This is a genomic window from Rhodomicrobium sp. Az07, assembly GCF_018619475.1.
GTDB lineage: Bacteria > Pseudomonadota > Alphaproteobacteria > Rhizobiales > Rhodomicrobiaceae > Rhodomicrobium.
The window spans coordinates 176,400-193,627 of record NZ_JAHFZG010000005.1 but is presented as its reverse complement, the minus strand read 5'-3'; the positions used below and the strand labels follow the sequence as shown (position 1 = coordinate 193,627).

Here is a 17,228-nt window from a genome sequence, read left to right as displayed (position 1 = left end):
GGTTCGGGGGTGGGGCGAGGCGAGCGCGCTGCCCGCCGATACGAATTTCGGCGTGCTTCAGGCGATACACGGATGGGGCTTTCCGCTGCCGCCGGTTGAGCTTTGCCGCTCGGTCGAGGAAATGCTCGCCGTCTATCGCGCCATCGAGATGAAGCGCGCTTCGCTCGGCTATGACATCGACGGCGTGGTTTACAAGGTGAACCGGCTCGACCTTCAGGAGCGGCTCGGCTTCGTCAGCCGCACGCCGCGCTGGGCGACCGCGCATAAATTCTCCGCCGAGAAGGCGACCACGGTGCTGAACGGCATCGACATTCAGGTGGGACGCACCGGCGCGCTGACCCCTGTGGCGAAGCTCGCGCCCGTCACCGTCGGCGGCGTCGTGGTGCAGAACGCCACGCTTCACAACGAAGACGAGATCCGCCGCAAGGATGTGCGCATCGGCGACACTGTCATCGTGCAGCGCGCAGGCGACGTGATCCCGCAGATCCTTGGGCCGGTGCCGGACCAGCGCCCCCCCGACGCCGTGGAATTCGTCTTCCCGACGCTCTGCCCCGTTTGCGGCAGCCATGCCGTGCGCGAGACACACCCGAAAACCGGCAAGGTCGACGCGGTGCGCCGCTGTACGGGCGGCCTCATTTGCGCGGCGCAGGCGGTGGAGCGGCTCCGGCATTTCGTGTCGCGCCACGCCTTCGACATCGAGGGGCTGGGCGAGAAGAACATCCAGGCGTTCTTCGACGAGGGCCGCATCAGGGCGCCCGCCGACATCTTCACCATGGCCGCGCGCGACGGCGCGGACCTGCCGAAACTCAGCGAGAAGGAAGGCTGGGGCCCGCAATCCGCTGCGAATCTGTTCGCGGCCATCGAGGCGCGGCGCACGATTTCGCTCGAACGCTTCGTCTTCGCGCTCGGCATTCGCCATGTCGGCGAGACGACGGCGAAGCTGCTGGCGAAGACTTTCGGCTCGCTCGACGCGCTCCGCGCCGCCATGGCCGAGCCTGATGCGGCCGACCTTCGAGCGGGCGACGAACTTCTGCTCGAACGCGCCTCGGCCGATGACAAGAGGACGCTGCACAACGCCATCATTCTGGCGAAACTGAATGAGATCGACGGGATCGGCGACGTCGTCGCGCAGTCCATCGTGGATTTCTTCGACGAGCCGCATAATCGCGAGGTGGTCGATGCGCTTCAGCGCGAACTGACCGTCGAGGCATACAAACCGGATCAGGTCTCGTCGCTGCTTGCCGGGGCCACGGTGGTTTTCACGGGCAAGCTCGAACGCTTCACGCGCGATGAGGCCAAGGCGCAGGCCGAGCGCCTCGGCGCGAAGGTCGCAGGGTCCGTGTCGAAGGCGACAACCTATCTCGTCGCGGGGCCAGGCGCAGGCTCGAAACTGAAAAAGGCGGAAGACCTCGGGCTGAAAGTAATGACCGAGGATGAGTGGCTGGAGATGATCTCCTCCGCATAACCGCCATAGAGTCTCTCCTGATGGAGGGAGGCGGGATGAGAGGAGCCCTCGAACGGTTTACCGCCGTTCGCCCCTCATCCCGTCTTGCGGCACCGAGGCGGCGAACAAGCGTTCGCATGTTAAAGCTGGATCCGAAATCAAGGGGGCTCGCATGGCCGAACTCAAGGCTCTGATCTTCGACGTGGACGGCACATTGGCCGAAACGGAGGAGGGGCATCGCCTCGCCTTCAACGACGCCTTCGCCGATGCGGGCCTCGACTGGGACTGGACGCCCGCGCTCTACGCCGATCTGCTCGCGGTGACGGGAGGCAAGGAACGCATCGCGCACTACATCGCGCAGCACCGACCGCACTTCGCGCCGCCGAGCGGGCAGCCGCTTCCCGATTTCATCGCCGCGCTGCACGCTGCCAAAACGAAGCGCTACGCGGCTCTTCTCGCGGATGGCGGTATTCCGCTCCGGCCCGGTGTCGCGCGTCTTCTCCGCGAGGCCAGACAAGCAGGCGTGCGGCTCGCCATCGCGACAACGACGTCGCCGGAAAACGTGACGGCGCTGTTCGACGCGGCGATGCCTGAGGCGTTCGGCTGGTTCGAGGTGATCGGCGCCGGTGACGCCGTGCCGCGCAAGAAGCCCGCGCCCGACATCTATATCCACGTGCTGGCGGCGCTTCAGTTGAGCCCCGGTGAATGCCTCGCCGTCGAGGATTCCGCGCCCGGATTGCGCGCGGCACGTGGTGCCGGACTGAAAGTCGTCGTGGCGTTGAACGACTATACGGCGTTCCACGATTTCGATGGAGCGGCAGTTCTGATCGACCATCTTGGAGAACCTGATCTCCCCTTCAAGCTTATCTCAGGCAACGCTAATAGTTGTACTTTTATCGATATTGAGCTTTTGCGTAAATTGGCGGAGATCGATTAGCCAAGCCTTGACCTTCAATTCTTCTTTCCTACTTCGTAGCGCCAAAGCTCAAGTATCTTTCTACCTTTCATTAACTCGCAGGGTGGTCCAATGGTCCGGCGTTCGAGCGCGGTCAATGGCGTGTGACCGGGTGCGTGCGCAGTTGCAGCGAGGTCGTGAGCGACGACGCGGCAGCGGCAAACACAAACCCTAGTACAGAGGAAGTGGGTCTCACATGCGAACGAAACGACTTCTAGTTCCGGCGGTGGCAGCGCTGGGATTATCGGCATTCGGCCTCGCGACTGCGGCAGGCGCTGCGCCGTCTCCGCTTGTAGCGAGCAACGACAAGATGGTGGTCAGCGGTGCGCAAAGCTCTGTGATGCTCGTCCGCAATGGCGGACGTGGCGGCTTCAGAGGCGCTTCCGCTATCGGTAGCCGCTCGTCGTATCGCGCTGGTGGTCTCGGACGACCGTCTGCTTTCCGTGGCAATCGCGGCGGCTTCGCCCGTCCCGTCGGGTTCCGCGGCTATCGCGGCGGTTTCGCTCGTCCCATCGGATTCCGCGGCTATCGCGGCGGGTTCCGCGGCTATCGCGGCGGCTTCGCACGCCCCATCAGGTTCCGCGGCGGCTACTACGGTGGCGGCTGGCGCAGGCCGGTGGCCTTCCGTGGTGGCTACTACGGCGGCGGCTGGCGCAGGTCTATAGCATGGCGTGGAGGCTACAGCGGCTGGCGTCGTCCCATCGTGTATGGCGGCGGCTGGGGCTGGCGCAGGCCTGTCGTGTATAGCACTGCCGGCTGGTATGGCGGTGGTTGGCGTCGTCCGGTCGTGTATTCCGGTTATGCCGGTTGCGCGCGGCCTGTGATTGCTCGCCGAGTTGTCTATGCCACCGGTTGCGCGCGGCCTGTGATTGCCCGCCGAGTTGTCTATGCCACCGGTTGCGGCGGCTGCGGCGGCGGCTGGGGCGGACCAGGCCTTGGCGTAAGCTTCGGCGGTGGCTACGGCGGTGGCTTCGGCGGCGGCTACGGCGGCGGCTACGGTCCCGGTCTCGGCATCGGCGTCGGCTTCGGCGGCGGCTGGTAACAACAACGCTTGCTGCACTGCATGAAATGGAGCCCCGACCGCAAGGCCGGGGCTCTTCTTCAATTCGATCCCCGGTGCATGCGGATGCGGGCGAATGTAGGCAATTGATCCTCGTCGCGTTCGCCAAAGCGAGCACCGAAGTAGGCCGCGATCAGTCCGGCCAGGATGGCCGCGAATGTCCAGTAGGCCGCGCCTGCAATGGCTTGCCGCGTGGCTTCCAGCGCCTGACGTACCGTTTCCCTCGCCTCCTGAATCGTAGCGTTCAGGCCGGATTCCGCTTCGTTGAGACGGCGGCGAGCTTCCTCCGGAGGAACGTTGGCCGCACGTCCCAGGGCCGAAGCGAGCCGATCGCGCTGCTCGGGTGTCCACTGATCCTGCGTAAGCCGCTGACCGACAAGCTGCGTGATGTCCCGAATCGCGCCTTGATCCACCTGCGTGCCCGCCGGAATGCCGAGCCTCTGCCGAACGTTGTCCACGAGCCCCGACGGGATATTACCGGCCGCCTGTCCCGCCGCTTCACCCGCTCCTGCGACTGTGGTGATCGCTCTCTCCGCCACGTTGCCGACCGCGGACACCGCGCCGGTCGTCGCGCGGATGATAGGGGGCACGAAGGCTAGCGCCACAACCAGCGTCGTGATAGCCCAGACGCCGAGCGCGTAAATCGCCGCACGCTTGCCGGTGAAAGTCCAGGAAAGGGTGCTCGCCACGAACCCGCCCACGAAAAGGCTGACGGCGGTGGAGGCAATATACCAGATGCCGGCCACTCCGCCGATGGTCATGAGAGCATCAGTCGGTCGCTCCTGATCGGTGACCGAACTCGCGGTGATCCCGAGCCCCAGAACGTGCAGCATCGCTGCCACCGAGAGCGCGACAAGAGAGCCGAAAAGGATAGCGCTCCATGAGATTGCGCGCCAATCCTCCCCGTCATGAACGCGAGAGGTGTCGTAAGTCGTGTCTACCATTTTCGATTCCTTCGGTTTTTGAAGAGTCCCCGCTTTGCCGCGGTTTCAAATCGTCAATACGATTGGGCAGAAGAAGTTGCCGCTTGCCTCGACGGAAGGATAGATAAGTCTCAAGTTTGAGAATCAGATTTACTCGAACATGATTGAACGGCTTACAAGGATAACCTTATCTGTTTCAGGTCGTAACTTAAGCCTTGCATATTCTCACCGGAACAAATTGCGGTGTCGCAACTGGAACGTGATGCGATGTCCGGCATTTGAGTATCTAGTGGTCCGATTCCGAGATTTGCATCACATGTCAAATTCGCTCCAGATCAAACGACTGGGATCGCCATGAGGGCAATCAGCGAGACACTTCGCGCGACCGTTGCGGTTTTCATTGCGATCGGCCTGTCGCCGGGCATGGCCGACGACGGGACCTCGCCCGGCAACGTGCCGCAACGGCAGGCGAGCCAGCCGCCGCCGGAAAAGACTGTCCTTTGGAGCGCGGAAAGCGTGATGGGCAAGACTGTCGTCACGCGCACGGGCGAGCGCGCCGGGCGGGTCGTGGACGTGCTGGCGGATGGCTCCGGCGCGGTTCAGGCGGCCGTGGTGGAGGTCGGCGGCTTTCTCGGCGTCGGCAGCAGGCGCATCGCCATCGCCTGGGCGGACTTGCGTTTCGCTTCCGACAAACGCGACACGCTTGTGGTGGAACTCCCGCGAGAACGCCTCAGCGAGGCGCCCGAAGTAAAAAAGGGCGAACCGGTTGTCGCCATCGGTGCGAACACCGGGAAAGGCCGAGGCGCTGACGGAACGAATTAGTGCCGCACAGGCGGAACCGGTGCCGCCGGACCCGGCGACCACGGGCGATATGAAACGCAGGGATCCCTCGCGGGAGAGCCTGCGCGGTCTTGACTGGTTCGCGTTCTTTCTCGGTGACATTCAGACCGGGTTCGGGCCGTTTCTCGCCGTCTACCTCACCTCGGAGAAGTGGACACAGACAGATATCGGCCTTGTGCTCTCCATCGGCTCTATCGCCACGCTGTTGTTTCAGGTGCCGGGCGGCGCTCTGATCGACAAGGTGAGATCCGAACGCCGCGCGGCGGGCGGAGCCGTGGCGGCTCTCGGAGCCAGTGCCTTTATCATCGCCGCATGGCCGGTGTTCGCGGCCGTGGCGTTCGCCCGCGTGCTGCATGCGGCCGGGACGGCGGTTGTCTCGCCGGCTGTCGCCGCGATCAGTCTCGGACTCGTGGGGCGCGAAGTGCTTTCCCCTCGCCTTGGCCGCAACGCGCGCTACGCCGCCGCCGGCAACGGAACGGCCGCTCTCCTGCTCGGCGCTTGCGGATATTTCTGGTCGCCGCAGGCGGTGTTTTTCGTGACAGCGTTCTTCGCTATCCCAGCGATTACCGCGCTTTGGTATATCCGCGAGGCCGAGGTGGATGTCGCGACGGCGCATGGCGGGACCGTCGCGCCGAAGGCTTCGAGCGTTCCCGCCGGGCTTTCGATCCTGCTTCGAAAGCGCGCGTTTCTGGTCTTCATCGCCATCATCGCGCTGTTTCAGATGGCGAACGCGCCGCTACTGCCGCTCGTCGGCTCGGAACTGACGACGCGCGCGAGCCAATGGGCCGTGGCGCTCATCGCGGCCGCGATCGTGCTGCCGCAGATCATCGTCGCGTTGTTCTCTCCGACAGTGGGGCGGCTTGCCAAACGGATCGGGCGGCGGCCGCTGCTGCTCGCCGCGCTCGCCGTCCTGCCGATGCGCGCGGCAATGTTCGCGGTATTGGACGGCGCCGTGCCGCTGGTCGCGATCCAGATGCTGGACGGGGTTTCGGCGGCCGTTCTCGCGGTCCTCATCCCGCTCGTGGTCGCCGACATTTCCTTCGGCACGGGGCATTTCAATCTGGCGCAAGGCGTTGTCGGAATGGCCATCGGCCTTGCCGCGGCGATCAGCCTGCCAGCGGCGGGCTATATCGCGGACATCTTCGGGCGGCCCACTGCCTTCTGGTGGCTTGCCGCGACGGGCGCGCTCGGCTTCATCGTAACGCTCACGCTGATGCCGGAAACGCGCCCGCAGGACATCACTTGAGAAGGTTGGTCTTCGCCGTCAGGTCGAAAGACAGTTTGCCGACGAACGCCGCCCCGCACCACCTTGAGCCAAGCCCGCCTGGATTGTTCTTCGTAATGTTCTTGGTGGCGAAAGTTGCCGTGTCGTCGCCCGTCAAGAGGTTGCACTGCGCTTGCGACAGATCGGTGTCGTAGTAACGAAAGTCGAGCGTCAACACCTCGTAGGTGAAGGCGAGGCCAGCGTTCCACGTGGCATAGTCGGGCAGCGGAACGTTGCCATAGAAGTCTTTCGTGTCCCCGAAGAAATAATTGGCCCATTCGCCGGAGACATACCAGCCGAGACCATCGGGCAGAAAGTTCTTGTCCGGGAGAACATATTTGGCGGTCCAGGAGGCGTAGGTGCCGGGTGCGCCCGTATTGAGCCACGAGGGGGAATAATAGGCCGCGAAGCCGAGCGTCAGCTTGTCGTCGGGAGCATAGATGGCCTTGCCATAGACTTCGTAGAAGTCGAGCCGCGCTTCGAGTGTGTTGCAACCGCCGGTCGGCGTGTAGAAGCCGTTGGTGCAGTTCAGGAACGCGGGCTCAAGACCGTTATAGGTGCGGCCGCCGGGATACCAGTAATACCAGAAGCCGAAGTCGAGCGTGACCTTGTCGAAGGTCGGGCGCACGCCGCCGTAGAAATCCACTTCGGCGAAGGCATCGTTCGGGAAGTCGATCTGGTAAATGCTTGCGCCTGCGTAGAACTGCACGTCCTTCTGCGGTGTGTAACGGTATTCGACGTATGAATTCCACGAAGGTTTGCGGTTCGACTGGCTGATACCGCGGAACACATAGTCTGTCGCCGCGCCCGCGCCGATGGCAACGTCCCAGTCCGGGTAGGTCGGCTCGGCCTTCTTGTCCTCGGCCTTGGACTGCGCAGTGTCGTCCTTTTCGGTACGGGCCGAATCGTCTTCTGCCGCCAAAACGTTCCCGGCGAGAAGCAGGGAAAGGGCTGCAAGCAAGAGTGGTCTGCTCATGTCGGTCTCTCGATTGGCCGTCGCGCGGCAATGTGATCGGGACGCAAACTTGTTTGGACGATAGGAAGAGTCGCGAATGTGATACAACCCTAAAGCGTCATTCGCGATGGCGACGCAGCTAAGAGTTGCGCAAAAGCATCAGGAAAGGCGTCTGCCGCTTTTGTAGTCAAGGAGGCGTCAGTGGAGCGCGCGTCCTGCGACGGCGGCGCGGACTTCCTCCATCATGTCCTCCGCGTCGTGCATGATGGCCGCCTGCGCCAGCAGATGCTCCACACCCGAGCCGCGCACCTGTTCCGTTCGCACGTCCGTCAGCACCGGGATTGAGAACGGCGACGCGCGCGACAGTTCCACGAACAGGAAACGGTCACAGTAGCGCGTGAGAAGCTCCGACAGGCGCCTCAGGTCGAGCAATTCGCGCTCCGCATCGCGCCGCGCGACCTTGAGAAGAATGTGGTCGGGCTCGTGGCGGCGCAGCACGTCGTAAATGAGATCGGTCGAGATCGTCATCTGCCGCATGGACTTGCGGGCCGCGTTGTTCTGCTGCTCGACGAGGCCGGTCACTGTCGCGACATGGCGGAACGAGCGCTTCAGCATCGGGCTTTCGAGGATCCATTCCTCCAGTTCGTCGCCGAGAATGTCCGGCGCGAGGAATTGCGCGATGTGATCGCGCGTCGCCGGGCTGATATGGGAGACGACGAGGCCGTAATCGGTGATCTGAAAGCTGATCGGCTTCAGCCCGAGATGCTCCATCCGTCGGGTCACGAGCATGCCGAGCGTCTGATTCGCACGGCGCCCCGCGAAGGTATAGAATACCGTGCGATAGAAGCGCCCTTCGAGGAAGTGTTCAACCAGCAGCCGGTCGGCGCGCGGGATCGCCGAAAAGCGCGCCTGAAGGTCGAGCCATTCGCACACGTCGGGCGGAAGCGTGCGCCACTGCGCCGGGTCCGCCACCAGATCGCGCACGCCGTCCGCGAGGAAGGTGGACAGCGGCATCTGCCCGCCGGAATAGGCCGGAACCTTCGGCTCGCCCGCCGCCGCCGGTCGCGCTTCGAGCGTCATGTCGCGCACGCCGACGAAGGCCAAGAGTTCGCCCGCGAAGAAAAACGTGTCGCCCGGCGTCAGCCCTTGCGCGAAATATTCCTCCACCTCGCCCAGCAGGCGCCCGCCGCGCCCTTTGCCGGACAGCCGCACCACCTTGAGCCGCGCCGCTTCCACGATCACGCCGATATTCTGCCGATGCCGCCGCGCGACATGCTGGTTTGCGATGCGGAAACGGCCGTCGGGCAAAGCGGTGAGGCGCTTGTAGCGGTCGTAGGCGCGGAGCACATAGCCGCCGTCGACGGCAAATTGGAAAAGCCGGTCGAAGGTCTCGCGCGGGAGATCGGCATAGGGAAGCGCGGTGCGCATTTCGTCGAAGAGCGCGGCCGCGTCGATGGGGCCGCTGCACGCGCAACTGAGGATATGCTGCGCCACCACGTCGAGCGAGCCGGGGCCGGGCGCTTCTCCGTCGAGTTGACCCCGCTCGATTGCCGTGAGCGCGGCGCGGCATTCCAGCGCCTCGAAGCGGTTGGCGGGGACGAGAAACGCGCGGCTCGGCTCGTCGAGCCGGTGGTTCGAGCGGCCGACGCGCTGAAGCAGGCGGCTGACGCCTTTCGGGGCGGCCACCTGGATGACGAGATCGACATCGCCCCAGTCTATGCCAAGCTCCAGCGCCGCCGTCGCCACGACGCTGCGGATCTTGCCCGCCGCCATCATCGCCTCGGCCTTGCGGCGTTGTTCGCGACTGAGCGAGCCGTGATAGACCGCGATGGGAAGATTTTCCTCGTTCGCACCCCACAGCATTTGCAGCATGAGTTCGGCCTGCGCGCGCGTGTTGACGAATACGATGGATGTGCCAGCGCGGCGGATCGCTTCGTAAATTTCGGGCACGGCATAGCGCGCCATGAAACCGCCATAGGGCATGCGCGTTTCTTCCGGCACCAGAATGCGGATATCCGGGTCCATCGGCAGGCCGGATTGCAGGAGCGCGGCGGGCGCGCCGACGGGGCCGAGCCATGCGGCGAGCGCGGCCGGATCGGCCACCGTCGCGGAGAGGCCGAAGCGGACCGCCTGCGGAGCAAGCGCCGCAAGCCGCGACAGGGCGAGCGCGGTGAAATCGCCTCGCTTCGTCGCCGCGAAACTGTGCACCTCGTCCACGATCACCGCGCGAAGCCCCGCGAACATGGCGGATGCGTCAGGCGACGAGAGCATCAGCATCAAACTTTCCGGCGTGGTGAGGAACAGATTCGGCGGCGCGCGGCGCTGGCGGGCGCGCTTCGATTGCGGCGTGTCGCCGGTGCGGCTTTCGACGCTCACGGCAAGGCCCATCTCCGCGATAGGCCGCATGAGGTTGCGCTCGATGTCGTTCGTCAGCGCCTTGAGCGGCGAGATGTAGAGCGTATGAATGCCCTGGCTACGCGTTTCGTGAATGTCGATGAGGCTCGGCAGGAAGCCGGACAGCGTCTTGCCGCCGCCGGTCGGCGCGATTAGGAGCGTGGAGCGGCCCGCTCGGAAAGCCTCGACCATTGCGCGCTGCCACGGCCGCGCCGTCCAGCCCCGCGCGGCGAACCACGCCTCGACATAAGGCGGCAGCGGGTGCGCACCTCCGTCGCCCGAAGTGCCGTCTCGCGGGTTAGCGTCCCGCATATGCCGTGCGGCTCGCCTTTTCACCGATCTGATTGTTTCCACCGAGGCAGCGTTGCATATCGTTCTTGTTTTGTACCGAAGTCCGCAGTAAGATCAAGTGGCGTTCAATAAAGTGCGTGAGTGAGGGCGATGACAAATTCTGCGCGAGCCATTCCCGATTTGTTTGGCGAAAGTGACAAGAGTTATGAGGGGACGGTACGCATTCTCGACCTCCTCGAAAAGCTCGCCGCCGCCGAGAGCCTGCAAGGCGCGGCCGCTGCGGCCGGCGTCGGCGAAGATCAGATGCGCGCAGGACTTCGTCAGGCGGCGTCGATGATCCGAGGTGAAGGAGGGGCGGCGCCTGCTCCGCACGACTGGCGCGATTTGTCGGTGGCGGAAGCGCTGTCCATCCTCGCCGACCACGGTATCGGGCAGGGTAAGGCTTGACGGCGACATGCGAGCGAGCGACATTACTCCCATGGGTTTCATGGACAGAATTCAGTTTGACAAAGATATAAGGAATGGTCAGCCGTGCATAAAAGGCACGCGCATCGCCGTGTCCGACATTTTGGAGTATTTGGGATCGGGAATGTCGGAAGCCGAAATTCTCGCTGACTTCTCGGACCTCACTGAGGAAGATATTCGAGCTGCGCAGCTTTTTGGTGCCGATTTGGTCATTCAATCTGCAAGATTGTTCGGGTTTCAATACGCACCTGATAACAGTTCCACTGAAGCCTATTTAAAACAGATGTTGAACAGCTTAAGAAAAATATCCGATTTCCGTGAGGATGATCCACTTTTAGAAGAGCCTGGAAAGGCTCTTGTTCGCACAAAGCGGCTTGATGAACTATCCAAGCTTATAGCCAAGCTATAATGTTACTTATAGATGAGAATATCTCGTTTAGAATTGTCGACATCATAGCTGAAATTTTCCCCGGCACCGTTCATGTCAAAAATGTGGTGGGCGCTGGAGCTCCGGACCGAACGGTGGCCGCCTATGCTCGAAAACATGGCTTGATAGTCGTTACCAAGGATAAGGATTGGCTGGAGAACGTACCGGGTAATCACTCATTGGAGTGCAATGTCGTGTACGTGAAGCTTCCGAATTGCCGTACAGACGATATTTCGACGTTGCTGATAAACAACGAGTACAAGATCAAAGAACTGCGTGGTCAGAATTTGGCTCGCCTCGCTTTGCCTTCGCGATGATCCACCCGCGCGAGTGGATGGAGGTGCGCTCCGAGGGACTTTATTGCAAGCCCGGCGGCTTCTTCATCGATCCCGTCCGGCCGGTCGCTGCCGCCATCGTCACGCATGGGCATTCGGATCACGCGCGCAGCGGCCACGCGAAGGTTGCCGCCACGCTCGACACGCTTGCCATCATGGCCTGCCGTTACGGCGAGGGCTTCGCCTGCCAGCGCGTCGATCTCCCTTATCGCCAGCCCATGCACTGGGGCGAGGCGCGCGTGACACTCTATCCGGCGGGGCATATCCTCGGCGCGGCACAGGTACTCATCGAACATGGCGGCGCGCGGCTCGTCGTCTCCGGCGATTACAAACGCACCGCCGATCCGACCGCGCGGCCGTTCGAGCCGGTGCCGTGCGATGTGTTCGTGACCGAAGCCACTTTCGGCCTGCCCGTCTTCTGCCATCCCGACCCGCGGCACGAGGTCGAAAAGCTGCTGAACTCGCTCGCCATCTTCCCGCAAAGTTGCCACGCCGTCGGCTGTTACGCGCTCGGCAAGACGCAGCGGCTCATCGCGGAACTGCGCATCGCGGGCTACGACCGCACGATTTATCTTCACGGCGCGCTGATGAAGCTGACGGAGCTTTACGAGGCGCGCGGCGTGGCGCTCGGCCCTTATGAGCCGGTGACGCCCGCCAACCGCAAGGCTCTCGCGGGCGAGATCGTGCTCTGCCCGCCGTCCGCGCTCGCCGACCGCTGGTCGCGCTCACTCCCCGAGGTCATTCCCGCCGCCGCGTCGGGCTGGATGCAAATCCGCGCCCGCGCAAAGCAGCAGCGCGTCGAACTGCCGCTCATCATCTCCGATCATTGCGACTGGCCCGAACTGATCGACACCATTCACGAAACGGGCGCGGAGGAAATCTGGGTCACGCATGGCCGCGAAGAAGCGCTCGTCCATTACTGCAAGAAGCTCGGGCTTCGGGCGCGCGCGCTGTCGCTGATCGGCTACGAAGACGAGGAGGCGGAATGAGAGCCACGGTTTTGTTTTGCGCGAGGGCGGCAGAATCCGCTAGCGTCGAACCATGACCGCACGGCTCCTCGACCGCGAAAAACAGGACGAAGACGCGGGCGAGCCTTCGCTGCGCCCGCAGCGGCTGGCCGAGTTCATCGGGCAAGCGCAGGCCCGCGCAAACATGAAGGTGTTCATCGACGCGGCCCGCGCGCGAGGCGAGGCGCTCGACCATGTGCTGTTCGCGGGGCCGCCCGGCCTCGGCAAGACGACGCTCGCGCAGATCGTGGCTCGCGAACTCGGCGTGAATTTCAAGATGACGTCGGGTCCGGTGATCGCGAAAGCGGGCGACCTCGCGGCGCTGCTCACGAACCTCGAAGAGCGCGACGTGTTGTTCATCGACGAAATCCACCGGCTCAATCCCGCGGTGGAGGAAATTCTTTATCCGGCGATGGAGGATTTCCAGCTCGACCTCATCATCGGCGAGGGACCGGCGGCGCGCTCCGTGCGCATCGACCTCGCGAAGTTCACGCTCGTCGGCGCAACGACGCGCACGGGCCTGCTCACCACACCGCTGCGCGATCGTTTCGGCATCCCGATCCGCCTCAACTTCTACACCGACGACGAACTTGAAGAGATCGTGCGGCGCGGCGCGCGAGTGCTTCACATGATTGTGACAGCCGATGGAGCGCGGGAGGTGGCTCGCCGCAGCCGTGGGACGCCGCGCGTCGCGGGCCGCCTGTTGCGCCGCGTGCGGGATTTCGCTGCGGTCGGCGGCGTGACGGAGGTGGACCGCGCGGTGGCGGATGCCGCCCTCGGCAAGCTCGAAGTGGACAGCCTGGGCCTCGACGCGATGGATCATCGCTATCTCACATGCATCGGCGTCAATTACGGCGGCGGTCCGGTCGGCATCGAGACGATCGCGGCGGCGCTTTCCGAGGGTAAGGACGCCATCGAGGAGGTGATCGAGCCTTATCTTTTGCAACAGGGGTTCATCGGGCGAACGCCGCGCGGGCGAGTGCTGACCTTGAAGGCGTTCCGCCATCTCGGCCTCGCCGTCCCGCAGGCCATTCGCGACCAGCAATTGCCCCTGTTCGAGGGTTCGCGCGAAGGCTGAGTCGCCTCTTCGAATCGCGAATTCTCCGCTTGTCAAATTTCTCCCACAGGTTTCACACAGAGGATTTCGTAACCTCGCCGGTTTTATAATGACAAGGCGGCGGGAATGGCATTTTATAAAAAACAAGCAGCGAGTATGCTGCACGGGTTCCACCACGTGGTTTCAAATGCCACGCTGGATGGAACAGAACGCCTGACGATTAAAGTTCAGCGTACGTCAGGCGCTTCTGTTTACTTTATTAAGCTCCCTGTCACAAGATTTTGTTGGTCCGGCCGCTCTTGCAGCGAACGCTATCATCAATTTGCCTTGATCGGAAACGACCTTCATGGTCGTAGACGGGACAAGCGCTCTCTATTATTGTGAACGCCATGAGCAAAGCGCAGAGCATCACCAAAACGAGCTTCTCGGCCCTCAAGACCGCGGGACGCGTTTCCGTGTACGGAACGCTGATGGCGCTCCCTTTATGCGGCCTTGTGTCGTTTTTCGAGATGACGCGTCCGGCTCAGATCTCAGGCGGCGGTTTTTACGCGATGCAGATGGCCGAAGGCCAGTCGTCGGCGCCCGCACAGGTCGGCGCGCGGTCGTGGCGTTCGCGTCCGGCGGTGACCCGCTTCAGGGAAGTGAGCGCCGAAAGCAAGTCGGACGAAACCTCGCTGACGCCGGTGCTGTCTTCGAACGACGCGCTCAAGGCGTTCGCGGACGCTCCGTCCGCGCATCTGCGCCCCGGTCTTTACACGGAATTCGTGACGCACGATCATCGTCGTCTGGCACTCCTTATTGTCAGCCGAGAGCCGATGACGGATCAGGTCATCCCGGATAACGCCAAGCTCATGGCGATCACGCAGGCCGGAACGGGCAACGTGGTGAGCTTCGCCTGGGGACGCTGGATCTACCGCGTCGCAATCGAGGACAAGGGCATTGAGCCTGCGGCTCCTGTCGTGCAGAAGCGGATCTAGGTCACCGACTCGTAAGCCCGCAACCAGATGCGGACTGATGCAAGCTTGACGGATGCGAGGAAATTGTCGTCGCGCTTGTCGTATCGGGTTGCGACGGCGCGGAAATGTTTGATTTGTTGAAGAAGCGCTCGACGGCGTTGCGCTGCCGGTACAGCCAGGCCGAGAAGGCCGGGCGCTTCTTGCGGTTCGGCATGAGCTTGATGTTGGCCGTCGTCAAGCCTTTGAAATCGCATCGAGAAGCCGGTCCCACACGCCCGCCTTGCGCCAGCGGTTGAAGCGGTTCACGCAGGTCGTATGCGGGCCGTACGGGCTGGGATGTCGGCCCGGAGCCGGAACCGATCGAGTCGATCGGTGAATCCGGCTCCATCCGTCAAATCAAACCGTTCCGGCCGGAACGGTTTGCTGCGCACCGGTCCGCAGCCGCCGGAAGATTGCCGTTCAGAACCCGCCGGTCGTCCACGCGGGGAGCGCTGCGCGGCTTGTTCCGACGCAAAGGCTGGATCACAGTACTCGAAATCCGTCAGATCGAAGCGCGCCATGAGAAACTCCCCTGTTTGGGAGTTGGAATCACAAGCGTTCAGGAAAAAATCTTCCCGCGCTTGTCGAGCCGTTGCAGCACGGCCGGAACGACCTCCGTCAAATCCTCCGCGATGAGGCCGGGGCCATAGGTCGTCGCAAGCTCGCCATGCATCCAGACGGCCGCCGAAGCCGCGTCGAAAGCAGCCATCCCTTGCGCGAGAAGGCCCGTGACAAGGCCCGCGAGCACGTCGCCAGAGCCTGCGGTCGCCAGCCACGGGGGCGCGTTTTCGCTGATCGCGGCCAGCCCGTCCGGCGCGGCCACAACGGTATCCGCGCCCTTCAGAATAACCACTGCTCCGGACAACTCGGCGGCACGACGCGCCCGCTCCAGCTTCGACACCTCGTCTTCCAATTCCGGGAAGACCTTGTGGAATTCGCCGTCGTGCGGCGTGAGGATGGTTGGTACCGGACGCGCCTTGATCTGGTCGAAGAGATCGGCGGGCGAGTCTTCGAACGCGGTGATGCCCTCGGCGTCGAGGACCGCGACGGCCTCGTTCGCCAGTACGCCGAGCACGAGATCCTTCACCTCCTGATCGCGTCCCGCGCCGGGACCGATCAGCGTCGCGCGGATGCGCGGATCGGATAGATAGTCCTGGAGCCCCGCCGCCCCGTCGAATGGCGCGACCATGATAGCGGTGAGTTGGGCGGCATTGATGTAGAATGCCGCTTTCGATGTGGCGACGGTAACGACGCCCGCGCCGCAGCGCAGTGCAGCGCGCGCCGCAAGCCGCGCCGCGCCCGTGCTTTCCATGGGGCCGGAGACGACGACGGCATGGCCGCGATCGTACTTGTGTCCGTCGAGGCGAAGCTTCGGATAAAAGCGCAGCCAGAAATCGGGATCGTTCCCGAAGGTTCGCGGCGCGATGTCGGCCAGCACTGAAGCGGGGATGCCGATGTCGACGGCGCGCACGTCGCCGCAATAGAGGCGTCCGGGAAGCAGCACATGCCCGGTCTTGCGGCGGAAGAAGGTGATCGTCGCCGCTGCCTTGAAAGCGATGCCCCGCACGTTGCCGCGCGTCGCGTCGATCCCGGTCGGCACATCGACGGAGACGACCGGCAGCTTGCGCGCGGTTACTTCCTCGATGATCTGCGCCACGACGCCGCCGATATCGTCCCGCAAGCCCGTGCCGAACAGCGCATCGACGATGATCTGCGCGCCTTCGAGCGACTTGAGCGACAAGGGTTCGATGGCCTCGTCCCAGCGCCGCGCCATTTCCTTGGGATCGCGTTGCAACTCCTCCTGCTTGCCGAGGAGGGCGAGGCGCACCTGATAGCCGCGCTCGCGCAGGTAGCGCGCGCAGACGAAGCCGTCGCCGCCATTGTTGCCCGGTCCGCAAAGCACGGTGACGCGGCTGCCACGCGGATAGCGGCGCACCACCTCCTCCGCGACGGCGCGGCCCGCGTTCTCCATCATGGTGAGCGTGGACGTTCCAGCCTCGGCGGCAAGTTGCTCGGCGCGGGCCATTTCTTCGGAGGTCAGAAGTTCAAGCAAGGCGAGCCTGCATATTGCGGGGTTTTGCACGTTATCAATAGAGGGACTTGTGAGGTGAATGTAGCGAAAATTTGCGCAACGTGAAAGAAAAGCGATCTTTTCGAAACCGGCTGGTAAACGCCTGCATCCACTTCGGCGGCAGGATCGCCGCCTCTTTCAGGCGTGCGGTGCGCGCGGCGCCAGCCGCCCGCGCGATACTTTCAGGCTCATTGCGTAATTTTCGAGCAATGCGCCTGCTTTTTTGGCAGAATGGCATTGTTTCGCAGGCCTTAACCTTTGTTGTCAAAGAGTGAAGGTGTTTGGCACGGGCTATGCTTGCGACGCCAGACAGTGATTTTCGCCCCGTTCGGAGGAATCGATCCGTCATGAAAAAAATTGAGGCGGTCATAAAGCCTTTCAAACTCGATGAAGTGAAAGAAGCGCTTCAGGAAATCGGCCTGCAGGGTATTACCGTGACGGAAGCCAAAGGCTTTGGGCGTCAGAAGGGTCATACGGAACTTTATCGCGGCGCTGAATATGTTGTCGATTTCCTGCCCAAAGTGAAAATTGAGATTGTGCTTCCCGAAGACATGGTGGAAAAAGCCTGCGAAGCGATCAAGAACAGCGCGAGAACCGGGCGGATCGGCGACGGGAAAATCTTTATTCTCAATGTTGAAGACGCGATCCGCATCCGCACAGGTGAAACAGGTACTGAGGCGATTTAGCCTGCTGACCGGTATCACCAGTCAAATAATATCCGAAACCGCACCCTTCCATCCGGCGC

Annotated in this window: 18 protein-coding genes and 2 pseudogenes; 13 read left to right on the top strand and 7 right to left on the bottom strand. The window is 63.1% G+C overall.

The genetic code is table 11. The annotated features are described in order from the left end of the window. The 3 genes from ligA to KKP04_RS05835 all read left to right on the top strand — a co-directional run. Nucleotides 1-1,465: NAD-dependent DNA ligase LigA (gene ligA, locus KKP04_RS05845; protein ID WP_215027886.1), on the top strand; the 1,465-nt coding region annotated here is incomplete at its 5' end. Nucleotides 1,466-1,616: 151 nt separating this feature from the next. Continuing rightward, nucleotides 1,617-2,381, top strand: a complete 765-nt coding sequence (locus tag KKP04_RS05840) for an HAD family hydrolase (RefSeq protein ID WP_215027884.1) — start codon at nt 1,617-1,619, stop codon at nt 2,379-2,381. Nucleotides 2,382-2,595: 214 nt separating this feature from the next. Continuing rightward, nucleotides 2,596-3,441: a hypothetical protein gene (locus KKP04_RS05835; protein WP_215027882.1), complete on the top strand. Its 846-nt coding sequence runs from the start codon at nt 2,596-2,598 to the stop codon at nt 3,439-3,441. Between the two features lie 59 nt (nt 3,442-3,500). Here KKP04_RS05835 and KKP04_RS05830 read toward each other — a convergent pair whose 3' ends face one another. Then, the gene (locus tag KKP04_RS05830; protein ID WP_215027880.1) at nt 3,501-4,403 is read right to left on the bottom strand and encodes a hypothetical protein; all 903 of its coding nucleotides are present in this window, start codon (nt 4,401-4,403) and stop codon (nt 3,501-3,503) included. A gap of 333 nt (nt 4,404-4,736) precedes the next feature. Between KKP04_RS05830 and KKP04_RS05825 the strand changes: the two genes are divergently transcribed. Then, nucleotides 4,737-5,204, top strand: coding sequence for a PRC-barrel domain-containing protein (locus KKP04_RS05825; RefSeq protein WP_215027878.1), 468 nt, complete (start codon nt 4,737-4,739; stop codon nt 5,202-5,204). After that, the gene (locus KKP04_RS05820) at nt 5,161-6,468 is read left to right on the top strand and encodes an MFS transporter (protein WP_215027876.1); all 1,308 of its coding nucleotides are present in this window, start codon (nt 5,161-5,163) and stop codon (nt 6,466-6,468) included. The genes KKP04_RS05825 and KKP04_RS05820 overlap by 44 nt, the downstream gene beginning before the upstream one ends. Here the strand turns inward: KKP04_RS05820 and KKP04_RS05815 are convergent. Beyond that, a complete protein-coding gene (locus tag KKP04_RS05815) occupies nt 6,461-7,462 on the bottom strand; it encodes a TorF family putative porin (protein ID WP_215027874.1) in 1,002 nt (333 codons plus the stop codon). The genes KKP04_RS05820 and KKP04_RS05815 overlap by 8 nt on opposite strands. 177 nt (nt 7,463-7,639) lie before the next feature. After that, nucleotides 7,640-10,147: a ligase-associated DNA damage response DEXH box helicase gene (locus KKP04_RS05810; RefSeq protein ID WP_215027873.1), complete on the bottom strand. Its 2,508-nt coding sequence runs from the start codon at nt 10,145-10,147 to the stop codon at nt 7,640-7,642. Nucleotides 10,148-10,276: 129 nt separating this feature from the next. Between KKP04_RS05810 and KKP04_RS05805 the strand changes: the two genes are divergently transcribed. From KKP04_RS05805 to KKP04_RS05775, 7 genes are all read left to right on the top strand, one after another. Then, a complete protein-coding gene (locus KKP04_RS05805; RefSeq protein WP_215027871.1) occupies nt 10,277-10,573 on the top strand; it encodes a hypothetical protein in 297 nt (98 codons plus the stop codon). A 31-nt stretch (nt 10,574-10,604) separates the two neighbouring features. After that, complete coding sequence (locus tag KKP04_RS05800) at nt 10,605-11,000, top strand: DUF433 domain-containing protein (protein WP_251133930.1); 396 nt, start codon at nt 10,605-10,607, stop codon at nt 10,998-11,000. Then, nucleotides 11,000-11,335 (top strand): DUF5615 family PIN-like protein, encoded by a 336-nt coding sequence (locus tag KKP04_RS05795; protein WP_215027868.1) that lies wholly within the window; start codon nt 11,000-11,002, stop codon nt 11,333-11,335. Before KKP04_RS05800 ends, KKP04_RS05795 begins: the two co-directional genes overlap by 1 nt. After that, complete coding sequence (locus tag KKP04_RS05790) at nt 11,332-12,342, top strand: ligase-associated DNA damage response exonuclease (protein ID WP_215027866.1); 1,011 nt, start codon at nt 11,332-11,334, stop codon at nt 12,340-12,342. Before KKP04_RS05795 ends, KKP04_RS05790 begins: the two co-directional genes overlap by 4 nt. 52 nt (nt 12,343-12,394) lie before the next feature. Then, nucleotides 12,395-13,438, top strand: coding sequence for a Holliday junction branch migration DNA helicase RuvB (ruvB, locus tag KKP04_RS05785; protein WP_215027864.1), 1,044 nt, complete (start codon nt 12,395-12,397; stop codon nt 13,436-13,438). Between the two features lie 105 nt (nt 13,439-13,543). Next, nucleotides 13,544-13,801, top strand: coding sequence for a hypothetical protein (locus tag KKP04_RS05780; protein ID WP_215027862.1), 258 nt, complete (start codon nt 13,544-13,546; stop codon nt 13,799-13,801). 5 nt (nt 13,802-13,806) lie between these two features. Further along, nucleotides 13,807-14,394, top strand: a complete 588-nt coding sequence (locus tag KKP04_RS05775) for a hypothetical protein (RefSeq protein WP_215027860.1) — start codon at nt 13,807-13,809, stop codon at nt 14,392-14,394. On the opposite strand, the pseudogene KKP04_RS15490 reads toward KKP04_RS05775, so the two are convergent. From KKP04_RS15490 to KKP04_RS05755, 4 genes and pseudogenes are all read right to left on the bottom strand, one after another. Beyond that, a pseudogene (locus KKP04_RS15490) lies at nt 14,391-14,548 on the bottom strand (IS5/IS1182 family transposase); the annotation flags it as partial. The gene KKP04_RS05775 and the pseudogene KKP04_RS15490 sit on opposite strands and share 4 nt — an antisense overlap. Nucleotides 14,549-14,610: 62 nt before the next feature. After that, nucleotides 14,611-14,709 (bottom strand): annotated as a pseudogene (locus tag KKP04_RS15895) (IS5/IS1182 family transposase); the annotation flags it as partial. A 262-nt stretch (nt 14,710-14,971) separates the two neighbouring features. After that, nucleotides 14,972-16,465, bottom strand: a complete 1,494-nt coding sequence (locus tag KKP04_RS05760) for an NAD(P)H-hydrate dehydratase (RefSeq protein WP_215027858.1) — start codon at nt 16,463-16,465, stop codon at nt 14,972-14,974. Between the two features lie 34 nt (nt 16,466-16,499). After that, nucleotides 16,500-16,853, bottom strand: coding sequence for a hypothetical protein (locus KKP04_RS05755; RefSeq protein WP_215027856.1), 354 nt, complete (start codon nt 16,851-16,853; stop codon nt 16,500-16,502). Between KKP04_RS05755 and KKP04_RS05750 the strand changes: the two genes are divergently transcribed. Beyond that, complete coding sequence (locus KKP04_RS05750) at nt 16,831-17,169, top strand: P-II family nitrogen regulator (protein ID WP_013418230.1); 339 nt, start codon at nt 16,831-16,833, stop codon at nt 17,167-17,169. The genes KKP04_RS05755 and KKP04_RS05750 overlap by 23 nt on opposite strands. The last annotated feature ends 59 nt before the right edge of the window (nt 17,170-17,228 follow it).